This is a genomic window from Bradyrhizobium sp. RP6, from assembly GCF_003837805.1.
In the GTDB taxonomy this organism is placed as follows: Bacteria; Pseudomonadota; Alphaproteobacteria; order Rhizobiales; family Xanthobacteraceae; genus Bradyrhizobium.
In genome coordinates this window covers 105278-121968 of the sequence record NZ_RQIT01000023.1, presented here as the reverse complement: position 1 = coordinate 121968, position 16691 = coordinate 105278, and the positions used below count along the sequence as shown (strand labels likewise).

Annotated in this window: 6 protein-coding genes and 1 tRNA gene; 5 read left to right on the top strand and 2 right to left on the bottom strand. The window is 56.0% G+C overall.

Annotated features, from left to right (window positions below):
• Window positions 1-223: 223 nt before the first annotated feature.
• Window positions 224-300, top strand: a tRNA-Met gene (locus tag EHH60_RS30280).
• A gap of 187 nt (window positions 301-487) precedes the next feature.
• Here the strand turns inward: EHH60_RS30280 and EHH60_RS30275 are convergent.
• On the bottom strand, window positions 488-2104 hold the full coding sequence (locus tag EHH60_RS30275) for an Hsp70 family protein (RefSeq protein WP_124163014.1): 1617 nt from the start codon (window positions 2102-2104) through the stop codon (window positions 488-490).
• A 9-nt stretch (window positions 2105-2113) separates the two neighbouring features.
• Window positions 2114-3565, bottom strand: coding sequence for a hypothetical protein (locus EHH60_RS30270; RefSeq protein WP_124163013.1), 1452 nt, complete (start codon window positions 3563-3565; stop codon window positions 2114-2116).
• A 381-nt stretch (window positions 3566-3946) separates the two neighbouring features.
• On the opposite strand from EHH60_RS30270, the gene EHH60_RS30265 reads away from it, so the two are divergent.
• The 4 genes from EHH60_RS30265 (at window position 3947) to EHH60_RS30250 (ending at window position 16663) form a co-directional block, all read left to right on the top strand.
• Entirely contained in the window at window positions 3947-5590 is a 1644-nt protein-coding gene (locus tag EHH60_RS30265) for a hypothetical protein (RefSeq protein WP_199752209.1), read from the top strand.
• Entirely contained in the window at window positions 5587-8733 is a 3147-nt protein-coding gene (locus EHH60_RS30260) for a helicase-related protein (RefSeq protein ID WP_124163012.1), read from the top strand. Before EHH60_RS30265 ends, EHH60_RS30260 begins: the two co-directional genes overlap by 4 nt.
• A 4-nt stretch (window positions 8734-8737) precedes the next feature.
• Window positions 8738-12760: a type ISP restriction/modification enzyme gene (locus EHH60_RS30255; RefSeq protein ID WP_124163011.1), complete on the top strand. Its 4023-nt coding sequence runs from the start codon at window positions 8738-8740 to the stop codon at window positions 12758-12760.
• 117 nt (window positions 12761-12877) lie between these two features.
• Entirely contained in the window at window positions 12878-16663 is a 3786-nt protein-coding gene (locus tag EHH60_RS30250; RefSeq protein WP_158626790.1) for an AAA family ATPase, read from the top strand.
• Window positions 16664-16691 lie beyond the last annotated feature (28 nt).

The window sequence follows — 16691 nt, the reverse complement described above, 5'->3', positions numbered from 1 at the left end:
GGCCGAAATAGGTCGTTTCGCATCCCCACGCTCCGTCATGGGCGGGACAAGCCCGGCCGTGACAAACTCTTAGAAAAGAGGCTGCATTCACACGGCGGCTCGTCCCGACCTGGCCTCGGCCAGGGCGGAAAAAGGCGGCCCGCTTTGCTTGACTTCCCGCCGCCCCCTTCCTTATATGCCGCGCGTTCGCGAGATCGGCCTTCGTCGCCGACGCGATCCCTGTGGCGGGGTAGCTCAGCTGGTTAGAGCACGGGAATCATAATCCTGGGGTCGGGGGTTCGAGTCCCTCCCCCGCTACCAGATCCAGCGTAACTCTTTGATTTCCCACACTTGGCCGATCGACGTTCCGACAAGAGGGATGTCTCATTGATACATCCGGAACAGTCGGCGATCAATCGTCGCAGTGAGCTGTGCGAACGCTCTCAATATGTCGTCCGCATGTCGTCCCGCGCCCTGTCCACACGGTGGCGGTCCGCAAACGCCCTGCCTATGACTTGTAAATCGGGGACAATGTCAGCTTCGGCGGAGTGCTAATACCTGTCGGAATGCTTGACCTTTGTTCAGGAAGGTTTGGCAGCGAACCGCCCAGCGCGACCGCAATCTGTGGGTACGGATCGATAAGGTCTGGGTGAGTTTCTCGGAGATCATTCGACATCGCGTCTACCACCGAGAAGACGACTTGCTTGCTTCCGTGCCGAACCCCATCTTCGCCTAGTTGCCGAACGATCGGCAACGTTGCACCGCCGCCTGTTGCTACGAGCTTCACTCGCCCCAGGTCGCCAGCAAGCGCCGCCGCGGAGCGAGCGACCATTTCAGTGATGAGTTTGTTGAACTGCATGACGGGTCCGTAAGAAAGAAATTCGTCGAGGTTGACCTCGACGAGTTGATCCGTCGTGAGCTCGACTATCAATTTTCCGGTTCTAAACAGTTGTTCCTTGTAGTTCCTGACCTGCCGTCGCAAGGCGTGTCCTGCGAGGCGGGCTTCAGCCGAATCCAGCGAAAGCCCGCTTCGGTCAAGCACAAAACGCTGGAGCGCGTTGTCGAGCGTATTTCCCGCCACATTTTTCGCATCGGCGGCCGAGGAGACTTCAAATACCCGCATACGGTCATTGTTCGGGTTGTTCACGCAATAGAAGCCAGCGACGTCGGTCGTGCCAGCGCCAATATCGAGCACCAAGTAAGCCTCGCGCTTACCCTCGCGGGTAGTCAACAGAGCGCCAGCCCCGGCCGCGGTCGCTTCGCGAACCGGCTCGCCTATCAGTACAGAGGGAAGCTTGTCGGATCCAACGGATGAGAGTTGATCGAGCAACCGACGTGCCGACGCATATGCTATCTTCGTTGTGAATTCGGCTGGAGCGGAGCGGGCGAGGACAACAGCCTCCGCCATCAGCCGGCGCATCTCCCTTTCGTTGTGCTCTCTTGTTTCATCCTTCCAGGCAGGATGAGTGAACCGCCGTCGCAGGTTGGGCGTTAAGCCCTTCTCCTTGGCTGCGCGTTCCGTAAGTGCCGTCAGATGGGCAAGATAAAGTACCAGGATGTCGCGTTGAGAGAATTGCTGCCGCGGGTCTTGCGCGGGAGGCATCGCCCGCTGTCCAAGGGTTGAGACATCCATATTCAGCGTAATGAATTGCTTAATCGAGTCGACCAACCGCTCTGTCGGAGCTTGTATGTCATCCCACCTGCGGCGTGCATCAACTCCAAGATATATCCAATCACCATCGATAAACAGCTCGGAAGGTGTTGTGAGCTTGGCCCCGGTGCTCGCGTCTCCGAGCGGTAGGTCTATCAATTCCGGTTCGTCGCCACCAATATCGACGCTCACAAATGCTTTTGAGAAGGAGGTGCCGAAATCAAGACACAACATTGCCTTCGGGGCGATCTCCGCCTCAGTCACCTGCACCGGAGTTAACGCGACCGACGCGATTGGCAATCGCGAAGCGTCATCTACTCGCGGTTCGGACGGGTGAGCCGGATTGGCAGTCTCCTCTCCGAGCAGGATTGCGAGTGCGCTGACTTCGCGGCTGGTCAGGAACACCTTTTCGCCTGATGATCTGGCACGCTCAAGTAGATTGGCAAGCAGATCGCGCGCTCGTTCCGTATTCATAGTCCCCCCTTACAACTTCTCTACAATTGCCTTGATAATAATCGTCGGCGGTCTGCCCTCTACCGCTCGAATCACGCCCGGCAGGGCAATCCGTACTTCGCTTAAACGCTGGAGCGTTTCGGCCGTGTCGTGTACGGCTGGATCAAACTGAACCAGCTCTCCGCGAGAGCCATAGGCCGCGAGGCGGCGCTTGCTTGCAAGGGCGTCTACCCATTGACGTATGAGCTCCAGTCGCGCGCCCGCTTTCCTGATTACAGAAGCCTGTGTCGGTTCAAATACGTCGATTGCGTCAGCCACTGACAGAACCGCGTCCGGGCTAACATCCTGGTTAGTCACCGCCAGGAGCAGGCGGCCGAGCAATTCGTCCGTCGCCTGCTCGTTGAGTTCTTGTATGGTATCGCTTGACTTGACTTCAGGAAGCTCTTGGCCAGTGGCGAGGAACCTTGAGAGTGCTGGATCAAGACCGATGTCGGCGGCTGCAACCGCTTGACCAGCGGAGTTTACCCGGCCGGCGTCTAATGCCTTGCTCAGAGCGGTGCGCAATTCGTTGTCCTGTACGCCCTGTCGAGCCAATATATGCAAACCACGCATGGCCAGATCGGCGACTCGATCCGTTCTCCTTTCGACCTCTTCAGGTGGGCGTGCAGGCCGCCACCAGCCGCGGACGGTCCCTGCTGCTCGATAGATATTCGAATCGAAAAGCACGTCGAAGCGTAGGCGGAGGATTTGGATGAGTAGATCGAGAACGCTGATCGCAGCTTCCTCTCGCGCTCTAACCGCGTCGGCGCCTTTCTTGCCGCCAGCAACGCGAACTAGCGTGGCAAATGCATCTCCAAAGTCGCGCCCCGACGGTACGTCAGCAGTCAGGAGAGTTTGCTCCAGGGCTTCGCAAATGCGCCGGATCTTGCGGTAGCTGAGTTCTATCGAATCTTCTCGTCCCGACAACCAGTCACTCAGTGCCTGAGCAATGGTTCTGAGCGCTGCCGCCAGATTCTCAGCACGGGCGATAGCCAGCTCCGCCCAAATGTCTCGTGACACCCTCTCGTTTAATTCCGCTTGAGCCAAGGCTTCCGCAGCATATTGCGGGATCCACGCCGCCTTCGAAAGCGAGATCGCTTTCGCAAGATATCTCCGATCGTCTGCATTTCCCCATGTGCCAACCGCAGGCAGCGGAATCGTTAGGCCTCGTTCGATCAGCACTGCGACTGTCGCGATCAAGGCCTTCGAATTGAATGTTTCGGTTACCTTTCCGAGCAGCGATGTCGATTCCAACCTCAAGGGAATCGGCCCAGCATTTTCAACGTAGCGGCCTATCGTTTCGACTGCGTCACGAACATCTGACTGTTCCAGCCGCTCCGTTCGATTCGAACGGCTCGCAATGAGAGATCGAAGAAGGGCACTCGCAGCGGCAAAGTCTACCGGCGCGATATGTTCTCGTGCTTGCTCAAGGGAGCGTGCCATTGGATCGGGAGCTTTCGCCGTTCGAAGATAGTAGTATAGCCTGTTGAGCAGCTGGTGGGATGCAGAGGATTTTCCTGTAGAGCATTTCACTTACGAGGTAAAATCAAGCGACTTAGGAGGTTACGCTGCCTGGCTGCTTCTCAAGTCAATAGCACGCAAGCGGAGGCCAGCAAGCGCGCTCAGATCATGGAAGGCTTCTGCGACCGCCGGCCTGAAGCCCTGAGAAGGCTGGGGCGACCTCGCCGCCTTCGACCTCGATCTGGAGGCGGAAATCATGCAAGCCACTTTTCAACTTCCTGGAAAAGCGACCAACGCGGTTCGGCAATTTCAAAATCAGGACGTCACTCGTGAATCCCCGTAAAAACCCGGGTGAGAGATCTCTTGCACCGCAAGGCAACAGGCTTTCCGCTGGACTTGGTAGAGCCCCGGTCTGACAGACATCTTGACGAACAACCGGCGATTGTGCATGTTTGTGATGCTTCCGGACGGAAGCTGAAACAAGAACCCGAGACGGTTCTGGTAGTGGTGTCGCTGGATAGCGATGGCTTTGATGGGATATTTTGTTTTTTTGCGCCCTTTGAGCCGTCATTATTACGTGAGTCCGCACTAGAATCGGTCTCTCCTTTTTGGAGAACCGAAATGAATCCCGCCAAAGTCGTTATCCGTTTTGAGCAGGTATCCGAGCAGACGGAGGGACCTGTCCGCCGTATTGTGGGCTTTGTCAGAGCCAAGAATATGCTGCAACTCTTTGATGCAGCGGATCTTGAAGCGAATCCTCGCGAAGCCAAGGCCGGGCCGGTAACCGCAGATATCATCGAGAGCATTTGCGATACGCCCGACACTTTTCCCTTCAAGACAAAGGGGGTTCTTGTCGGCGCCTCAAACTACGCCGCGCTTGAGCGCAAGCGATACGAAATCCGCTTCGAGAATACGAAGATCGAGGGAATCCTGGATGGCGGGCACAACATGCTTGCTATCGGCACCTACGTCCTGGCGCGGGCTCTCGGCGATGATCGGATCTTCAAAAAGATCAAGCGCTGGACAGAATTGAAGGACGCTTGGGCCGCAAACCGCGAAGAGATTGCCGAGCTTAAACGCGCTGCTGGCGAAGAAGCGGAAGGTGGGCCGCTCGACTTTCTTGTCCCTGTGGAGGTTCTTGTCCCCGCCGACATCACCAACAGCGAAACCGTGGACGACTTCAACAGCTCTCTTCTTGATATTTGCGCCGCCCGCAATAACAACGTTGAACTAACGTTGGAGACCAAGGCAAACAAGAAGGGGTTCTACGAATACCTCCGCAAGTCCCTGCAGCCGTCGATCGCGAATCGCGTCGAATGGAAATCGAATGATGGTGGCGAGGTCAAGGTACGCGATCTGATCGCCCTCGCATGGATTCCGTTGTCGGTAATTGAGTTGCCTATGGAATTCAAAATCCCGCCTCAGAATATCTATCGGAACAAGGGCGAGCTCGCCAAGCACTTCGATACGCTGATGGGCGACGAGCGTGTCTCCAGAGCCTCCAATGGAGACTACACTCATGAACTTCACAACACCGCGGTGCACAGCGCGCTTGTCATTGCGGGCCAACTGCCTGAACTTTACGACAAGATCTATCGCGAGTTTCCGGCGGCCTACAATGGCGATCGCGAAGGTCGCTTCGGCGGCCTCGCCGTAGTCAAGATGGCGGACAGGATGCGATCGAAGCCGCGCACTCATTTCACGGATGTGGAAGTCGATTATGCCTATCCGGACGGCCTGATCATGCCTCTGGTCTATGGGCTGCGGGCACTTATGGAGAAAGACGCAAATGGTCACGTCCGTTGGAAGGAGGATCCTTTCCGGTTCCTGGACGAACACCTGGAAGCGATTGTAAAGAAATACCGCGTCATTCTCGATGCATTCCGTGCGGATCCTCAGAAGGTTGGCAAGAACGAGGGCTCGTACGATCTCGTCCTTGATGCCTTTGAGACAGAGGTTTTGAAGCGTCAAGCCGTGGTTGCGTCTGCTCGCGGAGATCGGTCATGAATGAGGAGCGAAAGGGCCGCGATCTTTTCATTGTCGACAACAGTGTCTCAGGCTGGACCGCCCTGCGGTATCTCGAAGAGTGGACCGAAATAGCCAAGGGTTTCGACATCGCAACTGGCTATTTCGATATCGGCACCATTCTGGCGCTTGACGGCAAATGGCAGTCGCTTGACAAGATTCGAATACTTATGGGAGCCGATACCTCGCATCGAACGAGGAAGGCCTTTTTGGATACTGTTGTCAAAAAGGCCGTTGACGAGCTCGACAGAAGCCTGGAAGCGACGAAAGAACCAAACCCGTTTCTCCGAGGTGTGTCGGCGATTCTAACTGCACTGCAGTCCCGGCAGATCGAGTGTCGGGTCTATGACCGCGACAAGTTTCACGCCAAGACGTATATTACACACGCAAGGCTTGATGTCGTCGGCTCACAAGCGTTGGTTGGTTCAAGCAATTTCACGATGCCAGGCTTGACCAAGAACATTGAACTTAACGTTCAAATCCAAAGCGCCCGCGAAGTCACACAGCTCCAGGAGTGGTTTGATGCTCACTGGAATGAAGCGGTTGACGTAACCGATCTCATTTTTGAGGCGATATCGCGCCATGTACGGCTTTACTCGCCATTCGATGTTTACGCCAAGTCGCTGCACGAATTCTTCCGTGGTCACGAACTGACCGCCACCGAGTGGGACGAGACCCGCTCAAAGATGTTTCCGAGGATCGATCGCTACCAGAAGGAGGCGTATTGGGCCTTGATGAAGATCGCAAGGCAACATGGAGGAGCGTTTCTCTGTGACGGCGTGGGCCTAGGCAAGACCTTCGTTGGGCTAATGCTGATCGAGCGTCTGGTCTTACACGAAGGGAAACGCGTCGTGCTATTTGCGCCAAAGGCTGCAAAAGACGGCGTTTGGGAGCCTCATCTCCGGCAATATCTCCCTCATATTGGTGGAGTGGGCGGTAATGCCGACTTCAGCAATTTGGCGGTTTTCAGCCACACTGATCTCGGGCGAAAGGGTGAATTCCCGGAGCGGTTTCGTCGTATTGCAGAATTGGCCGATGTCGTCATCATTGACGAAGCTCATCATTTTCGGAATCCGGGGCTTCGCAAGTCGCCGGATGGCATGAGCCTTCCGTCACGATATTATCAGCTCTACGACCTCTTGGATTCGACGGTGCGTACGAAGAGCGTCTTCATGCTCACGGCCACACCGATTAACAACCGAATCAGTGATTTCCGCCATATGGCGGAGCTGTTCACTCGCCGGGACGAAGCTTATTTCTCCCGAACGCTCGGTGTTAACAATCTCCGATCGCACTTCAACAACATCGAAAAGCAATTGCGAAAATCAGTCGGCCCTGAAGTTGCGGATGTGTCCGGTCATATGGGGGAGGTGCAGGAATTTCTCGCAGGCGACGAGATTTTCAAGAGCCTTGTAGTTCAGAGAAGTAGAGCTTACGCGCGCGAAAGCCAGATGCGTGAGTCGGGTAATGCGGCAGTGTTCCCGGATCGAAGACCGCCCCAAGTAGCCGAGTATTCCATTCGGAAGACCTACGGACGTTTGCTGGAGATGTTTGAGAAAGCATTCACCCGTAAGAAACCGTTGTTTACACTGCCCATGTATTACCCTCTCGCCTGGTATAAGGGCAGCGATAAGAGCATAGACCCCCTTGAAGAGGGACGACAGGAACAGGTCGTTGGTCTGATCAGGACCAATTTTCTCAAACGTTTTGAAAGCTCAGTCGCCGCGTTCGAGCTGTCGTGTGATCGCTTGCTCCGCAAGTTGCTCGCATTTCTTGAGGTGCACAGTGAAACCGATGCGGAGAAGAGGCGTCTTGAACGTTGGAAATCTCAGAATGCTGAGGTCCTGGGCTATGCCGCGGCCCGGCAGCTGGAACTCTGGCCAGACGAAGATAGCGATTTTGACGACGATGTCGTGCCGCAAGAGATGCTCGACGCGGTGGAGCGACTCAAGAGAGAGGATTATGAAGTCGCGGAGATGATGTCAGAGACGTTTCTAGACCTCGATCAGATAGTCCAGTTCATAGAGGAGGCTAGAAAGTTCGAAACTAAACACGATGACAAACTGCAGAAGCTCATCCGTCTGCTGAAATCCAAGGAGTTGGTCGGCCAGAAAGTTCTGATCTTTACCGAATTCGCCGATACTGCCCGCTATTTAAAGCGTCAATTGGAGGCGGCCGGCATTACGGGAGTCGCGGAGGTTGACAGTGCAACGAAGACAAATCGTGCGGATGTCATCCAACGGTTCTCCCCGTACTACAATGCGCACACGAGTAAGATGTTGCTCGACAGCGGTCGCGACGAAATTCGAGTGTTGATTTCGACGGACGTTCTTTCAGAGGGCCTGAACCTCCAAGATGCGTCCCGGATGATCAACTACGACATTCACTGGAATCCGGTTCGACTGATGCAACGCATTGGCCGTGTTGATCGTCGAATGAATCCAGATGTCGAGAAGCGGCTTATAGATGATCACCCAGAGGTCGCCTCGTCGCGCGGCAAAGTGAGTTTTTGGAATTTTCTGCCCCCAGATGAATTGAACGCAATCCTGACGTTGTACACCAAGGTGACTCAGAAGACGCTGCTGATTTCGAAGACCTTCGGAATCGAGGGAAAGAAGCTCCTAAGGCCCGATGATGATTATGATGCTCTGAAAGAGTTCAATCACGCGTATGAGGGTACCAAAACGGCGGTGGAGGAAATGCACCTCGAATATCAATCGCTGCTTTTGAGCGATCCATCGCTTATAGATCGCCTCAGGGGAATGCCGGGCGGTTTTTTCAGCGGGAGGCAGCGGCCGCGGAAGGGGGCGACGGGTGTGTTCTTTTGCTACAGTTTGCCTGCACTCGACAAAGAGACGGGGGAATTCTCCCACGAAGCCGGTACGGCTCGTTGGTATCTGTATGACCTTGACCGAAACACGATATTGGAAGAGCCGGGTGAGATCGTCGCCGGCATTCGCTCGGAGCCGGACACGCCGCGACATTGCAAGATGGCGGAGGCAGCCTTGGTTGACCTCCGCGGCAAGATCGAAAGGCATATCAAGAACGCGTACTTGAAGCGGGTAGACGCCCCTGTGGGCATAAAGCCGGCGCTCAAGTGCTGGATGGAAATCAACGAGGGCTGAGCTCGTGCCGACTGATCACCGTACTGAACTCGCCGCCATTAAGCGCTTCGATCAGCTTGTCCGCTATTTGCGGGATCCCATGGGGTGGCCTATCGATGGCGGCGATTTCGAAGAGCTGACCTTCGAGTACACGCCAGAAGAGCTCGGGATCGATGCTAAGAACGCAGCGAAGATCCAGGAAATAAAGCGCCTACGTCCGCTGTCCGCAAATCAACCTTGGGGCATCTTCTTTGTCAAGTTCGAGCCAAAAAGCCTTCCGGTGGTCGCGCTACGCCGCATCCTCAGCTCGGTCGCGCTGAAAAAGCGTGCTTCCGCTAATGCTGCCGAACGCGCTGCTTGGGCAGCCGATGACTTGCTCTTCATCTCCAACTATGGCGCGGGCGAGGAGCGACAAATTAGCTTCGCGCACTTCTCAAGGGCCGATGATGGTCGCGACCTTCCAACTCTCAAGGTGCTGGGCTGGGACAACCTCGATACTGCGCTTCACCTCGACGCGGTTGCCAGCGAGCTGAGGAAACATCTCGCTTGGCCCAAGGACGATGCCGATGTGAAGGCTTGGCGAGAAAACTGGCGTTCCGCCTTCAACCTGCGCCATCGCGAAGTTGTGGTCACCTCCAGGGAGCTCTCCATCAGACTGGCCGAGCTGGCTCGTGCTATTCGTGACCGTATCGGCACAGCGCTTGCGATTGAGACCGACAAAGGGCCGCTGACGAAGCTTATGAAGGCTTTTCGGGAAGCGCTGGTTCATGACCTCGACCCTCGCGGCTTCGCCGACATGTACGCGCAAACGATCGCCTATGGGTTGCTATCGGCGCGTATCGCCGATCCACACAAGAAGACGGCGGACGACTTTGCCGCCCATATGCGCACCAATCCGTTTCTGCGCGAGCTGATGGAAACGTTCCTCAAAGTTGGCGGAAGGCGCGGCAAAGCAGGCGGGCCGGGTATCGACTTCGACGAGCTTGGTGTCTCAGAGGTCGTAGAGTTACTTGATGATGCAAATATGGAAGCGGTCATCCGCGACTTCGGCGACCGCAACCGGGCGGAAGATCCGGTGATGCATTTTTACGAGCTGTTCTTGCATGAATATAATAAGCAGCTCAAAGTTCAGCGCGGCGTCTTCTACACCCCACAACCGGTCGTTTCCTACATTGTCCGCGGTGTCCACGAACTATTGCGGGCCGAATTCGATCTTGCCGATGGGCTCGCAGACACCGCAACTTGGGGCGAGATGCTGAAAAGGCATCCCAACCTGAAACTCCCGCTTGTTAGCGACGAGCCTGGCGAGACGCGCACGATTGCGCCTGAAGAGCCCTTCGTCCAGATCCTAGACCCGGCAACCGGTACCGCGACGTTTCTCGTCGAAGTCATTGACGTTATTTATCGTACGCTTTCCCTGAAGTGGCGCCAGCTGGGTCTTAGCGAAGGTCAACAAAACGCGGCGTGGAATGACTACGTGCCGGAGCACCTGCTGCCGCGCCTCCATGCATATGAGCTAATGATGGCTCCCTACGCCATCGCGCACATGAAGATCAGCCTCAAACTCGCCGAGACTGGTTATCTCTTTGCTACTGAAGAGCGCGCTCGAATCTATCTCAGCAACGCTCTCGAACCATGGGTGAAGCAGCTCCCACTTATCGGGTTCGGGGCGCTCGCTCATGAGGCGGCGGCTGTGAACGAAATCAAGCGGAGCAAGCGCTTCACCGTCGTTATTGGCAATCCCCCGTATGCCGGCATTTCGTCTAACATGACGGAATACGCGCAGCGTATTGTTGACGCTTACAAGGTTGTTGACGGGGAAGCGTTGAACGAACGTAAACTCTGGCTGCAGGACGACTACGTGAAGTTCATCCGCAAAGCGCAGGCGACAATAGATGGCACGGGCGCCGGCGTTATCGGCTACATAACGAATCACGGGTATCTCGATAACCCGACGTTCCGGGGAATGCGCCAGAGTCTTCTGACGACATTCTCCCGACTGCGTGTATTGAACCTTCATGGAAACGCGAACAAAAAGGAACGTGCGCCCGATGGCTCCGAAGACAGAAATGTCTTTGACATTCGACAAGGTGTCGCCATTTGTCTCGGCGTTCGGATCGGCGCCAATGCTATTGTAGAATACGCGGATCTGTGGGGTTCTCGCGAATACAAATATGCTTGGCTTGGAAAGCATGACGGAAACGATAATGCGTTTACGTCGCTAAAGCCAGACTCGCCATTTTACTTCTTAGAGCCCCAGAATATCGACTTTCGTTTAGAGTACGACTCGGGCTGGAAAGTGACCGACATCTTCCCCATCAACGGTGTTGGTGTGGTGATGGCGCGAGATTCGATGACGGTGGACTTTGATGCTGATGCTCTGTGGAAGCGCGTCAGAGACTTTGCTTCGTTAGCTCCTGAAGAAGCGAGGGCTAAATACGGGCTTGGCAAGGACGCGCGGGACTGGCGTGTCGCAACTGCACAGGCCGATGTTCAAGCAAGCGGGCCCTCCAAGAAGAAGATTTGTCCCATTCTGTATCGACCATTTGATAGCAGATTTACGTATTACACGGGTAACTCACGAGGATTCTATGCTTCGCCATGTCGGAAAGTGATGAGTAACATGGTGGGAGAACCCAACGTGGGGCTTGCGGTTTCGCGCAGTGTCGAGATTGGTCAATTTAATCACGTCTTCTGCACTGCAGGAATTATCGGCCATCACTCGGTCTCATTGAAAGAAGTGAACTACCTTTGTCCACTTTGGCTATTGGTTGCTGATGACGAACCAAAGACCCTGCTGAAAGGGGACGGCGAGAGACGACCAAATTTGGCGCCTTCATTTCTCCGTTCCCTCGCATCCGCTCTTTCACTGGAGACCGTCGGCGCGTACGGTCTTCCGGCCGGAATGGCCCCAGAAGATATATTCAATTACATCTATGCGTTACTTCACAGTCCTGTCTACCGAAGCCGCTACGCCGAGTTTCTGAAGGTAGATTTTCCGCGTGTGCCGTTGACCGGAAGTCTAGAGTTGTTCCGCGCGTTGGTCGGCCTCGGTGGGGAACTTAGCGCGTTGCATGTCTTAGACTCGCCCAAGCTTGCGCCGTCGATCACCGAGTTCATTGGCGAACGCAATCCAGAAATGGAAAAAGTCTCGTGGTCTCAGGAGACCGTCTGGATCGACAAAGCTCAGACGATAGGCTTCCGTGGCGTTCGTGAAGACGTCTGGGCCTTCCAGATCGGCGGATATCAGGTCTGCGAGAAATGGCTCAAAGACCGCAAAGGCCGCACGCTCTCTAAGGAGGACATTGAGCACTACCAAAAGATCATAGCCGCTCTCGCAGAGACAATCCGCATAATGAGGAGGATTGACGAGGTCATAGACGCACACGGTGGCTGGCCAGGTGCATTCGTACAAGGGAACGCGCAGGGCCAGACTATCACCATCGACGGAGATGCGGGCAATGTGACGACCCTGCGGCATCCGAACTCGGCGGCTCCTGCATATCGGACGGTCCCGTCGCGGCTTCTGCAAGCGGCCGAACCCGATACGACGTCCTACGACCCGGCCGCATCGGTCGATCTCGATGCTCGGTGTACGGAACCGGACGAGTTGGATCGGGAGGACTTGATTTGCAGAATTCGCCATCTGTTCGGCGACGGCCAAAAGCGAGAACGGGAGGCGGCAATCGATGCGCTTGCGCGAGAGCTGGGTTACCAGCGCACAGGAGCCCGGATTTATGACGAACTCGATGGTGCCATGCGGGCGGCTGTACGGCGGGGAATTACCGCGAGCGATCGCGGGGTCGTCCGTCTATTCGCGCGAGCAATTGAAGAGTACGACCGCGACTTTCTGAAAGAGCAATTCCTGGCTTCTTTGCAGGGGCGGCAGTGGACCGCACGCGAAGAGGCTGTCCGCGCGTTCGCTCGGTGGATGGGATACCGCCGGACCGGACCAGCGATAGAAGATGCTGCGCGATCGTTGATCAATGGATTACTGCGAGAGGGTCGGTTGGAGAGCGCTGGTTCAGAGATCCGAAGATCCGATTGAGTCTTCTGGTTCACGTGTGGCGTGATAGTCCCGCTCCAATGGGGCTTTGCTGGGCGCTGAAAAAACATTCATCGTAACGGGGGGCTTATGATCCAAGGCGCGAGGCAGTTGCCGACAATGCACGTTTCCGTTCGGGTGCCGTGGCACGACGGGCGATGGGCAGGCAAAGTGTGTACCAATCCGCGCGGCAATACATCGTGTTTGATTCTCCCTCGGATTGCCGAAACGAAAGAGGATGATTTCGAAGCTGGGATCGCAGGCAAGGCCTGGAATGCGGACGGAGTCGGATTGCCAGCTTGCGCAGCAGAGCGGGGCGCTTTCATGTCGCCCTTCGGCTATTCGCGCAGCGTTAAACATCCGTACAGCCACGATCCGCTCTACAAACATTTTGTAGGGAGTCAATTCCATCACCCAGCATATTCTGCGGCGGCGGTTCCTTTCGCGTGGATGATGAAGAACGCCGAGACAGGCATTCCGGCCAAGGCGGAGCAGTATAAAATTGGCTTCAGGCCTGAATTGGAGCCAGACCTAGCCTTCGACAAGTTGTGGGTGCAGGAACGCCGCAATCAGCTTGCGATGCTGGAGACGTTTTTTGGAGCGATCAAGCCCGAAGAATCGCTTGTCTTCTTCTACGCGAAACGTACCCCACTGACTGAAGATGGCAGGCGGGCAATTGTCGGTATTGGTCGCGTTCTCAGGGTCGATCTCCCTGTCGAGTATGCTTACGAGAAAGATGCGCCATCTGATGGGATGCGCTGTGTGCTGTGGGAGGGCAATCTACATCATTCCATTCGTCCGACGATTGACGATGGCTTTCTGTTGCCCTATCACGATCTGCTCGAACTTGCGGCAAAGGATCCAAATGTCGATCTGGCGAGCTTGGTCCTGCATGCTCCCGATGAGCATTGGGATGCTTTCTCGATGGGTTCCGAGCATGTCACTCACGATCAGGCAATTACTGTACTTCTCTCATGCGCTTCCTTGTTGGAGAAGCTGGAGAAACTCGTGCCGGGCAATTGGCACGTCGCTCGTGAGTGGGTTGATGCGCAACTTAATAGGCTATGGCGCCTTCGAGGAGCGTTTCCTGGTCTCGGCTCGGCGCTCACAGCATTTGGACTGACCCATGGGACTCTGGTTGCCCACGCCATAGGACAGCAGCTTCACGCGGATGGTTCTAACGAAGTCCGGGATCCCTGGCCGGCGACCGGCAAAGTCCTCCACGATCCGAAGTCGCTGCCGGCCGACCTCGCGTCCACCATAGGCCCAAGTGCCGCAAAATTATGGGACGGCCTTAAGCCGGAACGGCGCGCTTTGCTGAAGTTGCTTGCGCGCTTCGAGATTTCGTCCGACCAAGCGACGCGCTGGTTTGTGCCAGAAGAACGCGCCCGCGCCGGAATTGTGGCAAGCGACGCGGAGATTATCGCCAATCCATATCGGTGCTTCGAGGATGATAGGGCACGCATCGACGCGATTTCGGTGAAAACGATCGATCGCGGTCTTTTCCCCGACGCTACAGTATCGGAAGCCCTTCCAATTCCAGAACCATCGCGTTGCTCCGAGGCCATCGACCCCCGGCGCGTTCGGGCGTTATGTATGGCAACGCTCGACGAGGCGGCCGGTCAAGGCCACACCCTCTTGCCACAGTCGTGGCTCGTTCAGAGGGTGCGTGATTTGGACGTTGTACCTCGTTGCAGCATAGGCGGCGATTGGGTGGAGGCATTCGGCACGTCGTTGCGCGAGCGGTTGACGCCGGCGCAGATTGCAGATGGCGCACCTGCCTGGCAGCTGAAAGAATACGATCGATCCCGAGAGCTGATTGCTGCCCGCGTGAAGCGGCGTCTAGCGGGTAAGATCCACGCAGGCGATTACAATTGGCGTGCGCTGATCGATAAACAACTGCCACCGTTTGCGGAAGCGACAGATCCTGAGACGGAAGAGCTCGCCCGGCGCGAGAAAGCAGCGGCACTAGAGGAACTTTATCGGTCGAGATTTTCAGTGCTGATCGGCCCAGCAGGGACCGGTAAGACGAGTCTCCTCACCGCGCTGCTTTCCCTTCCATCGATCGCCGAAGGCGGTGTCCTTCTGCTTGCGCCCACAGGCAAGGCGCGGGTCCAGATGCAGAAGCGCGCGAAGAACGCTCAAGCGTTTACGCTCGCACAGTTCCTGTTAGGTCTCGGGCGATACAATCCGGAAACGGGCAGTTACAGCGTCACGGACGCTCCTAACCGAGAGCGGGGCTTCAAGACTGTAGTCATCGATGAATCTTCAATGTTAACCGAAGATCAGCTTGCTGCAACTCTTGATGCTATCGAGACCACGGCCGTAGAACGTTTGATTCTAGTAGGCGATCCCAGACAACTGCCGCCAATAGGAGCCGGACGGCCATTCGTCGATATTGTCGCTTTTGTTGCAGCGAACGGCTCGAAAGAGGCCGCTAAGGGGCCGCGAGGCTATGCCGAACTGAAGATCGTCCGCCGCCAGACCGAGCAGATGAACGCGAGCACTCGCGGCGTGCGGGATGACATCATTCTCTCTCGTTGGTTCGGAAATGAAGCGCCAGATCCCGGTGCCGATGAAGCGTGGGATCGACTGGCGTCCGGCAAAGCCATCGGTATCCGTGCAATCCGATGGGAGAGCGATGTTGATCTGCAATCGAAACTACTCGCGGAGATCAAGACTGCAGTCCGCACGATAGCGGAAAGCGAAGTCCCGGCCGGTGCTGCTGACAGTGCATTCTTTGAAGTAAGTTTGGGAGGTCGCCTCTACAACGACGTTGTGTATTTCAATCTTTCGAGGAGTGAGCCCGACGCGGAAGGCGTCGAGCGCCGAAGGGGCGGGGGCGTCGACGTTGAATCCTGGCAAATCCTATCGCCGGTGCGCGCAGGTGAGACCGGTGTCGACGGTCTGAACCGATGGTTGCAGAAATCGTTTCGCCGACAGTCTCGCGCCTGGGCGGAACCCGAAAGGCATTGGGACCGTAAGACGTGCAAGCCTTTAGGACCACAAGGCATTCTGTACGGGGACAAGGTCATCAATATTTCAAATGCGCGACGCTACGACGTGTATCCCAAGGTCGACAAACCCTATTTGGCCAACGGCGAAATCGGACTCGTCGTGGGGCAATTCAAGGGAAAAAATTGGAAGCCGAAAGGCTTGCCTTGGAAGATGGAGATCGAGTTTTCGTCTCAACTCGGCTTCAAATACGGGTTCGCAGAGCGTGATTTCGGCGACGAAGGCGATGCGCCTCTGGAGTTAGCTTATGCGCTAACCATTCACAAAGCTCAGGGCAGTGAGTTCGGTGTTACCTTTGTGGTGGTCCCGAATCCGTGTCGGCTGCTGTCGCGGGAATTGCTCTATACGGCTCTGACCCGCCAACGGGAGCATGTGGTTATCCTTCATCAAGGCGACGTCCGCGCCCTTCTGAAGCTATCATCTGCCGAGCATTCGGAGACATTCCGCCGAATCACCAACCTGTTCAGAGACCCGAGGCCGGTCGAATACGTCGGCAAGTTCCTTGAGGACGGATTGATTCACCGCACTGCCAGGGGCGAGCTCGTCCGATCAAAGTCGGAGGTAATAATCGCTAATCTGCTTCACGGGCTTGATATTCCGTACGCTTATGAACAGCCCTTCACCGGTCGCGACGGAAGCGTCCGCTATCCGGACTTCACGATCGACGACGCCGAAACTGGTCAGAGAATTTTTCTAGAACACCTCGGGATGATGGCCGAGCCAGCGTATCGCCGCCGCTGGCAGAACAAGCTCGATTGGTACCGGGCGCAAGGCGTCCTTCCGAGTGAGGAAGGCGGCGGCGAGTCGGGGATACTTGTAACGACTAGCGAAGAACGCGGTATCGACTCGGCATCAATTCAACTTCAGCTGAAAGAGCTTCTAGGTATTTAGGGGTGCTTTGCCCCCCAGGCCGCGGGGA

Bases quoted from the DNA above. Each gene is read 5' to 3' on its own strand.
- EHH60_RS30260 (WP_124163012.1), top strand. From the start codon at position 5,587: ATGAATGAGGAGCGAAAGGGCCGCGATCTTTTCATTGTCGACAACAGT.
- EHH60_RS30275 (WP_124163014.1), bottom strand. From the start codon at position 2,104: ATGAATACGGAACGAGCGCGCGATCTGCTTGCCAATCTACTTGAGCGT.
- EHH60_RS30270 (WP_124163013.1), bottom strand. From the start codon at position 3,565: ATGGCACGCTCCCTTGAGCAAGCACGAGAACATATCGCGCCGGTAGAC.
- EHH60_RS30250 (WP_158626790.1), top strand. From the start codon at position 12,878: ATGCACGTTTCCGTTCGGGTGCCGTGGCACGACGGGCGATGGGCAGGC.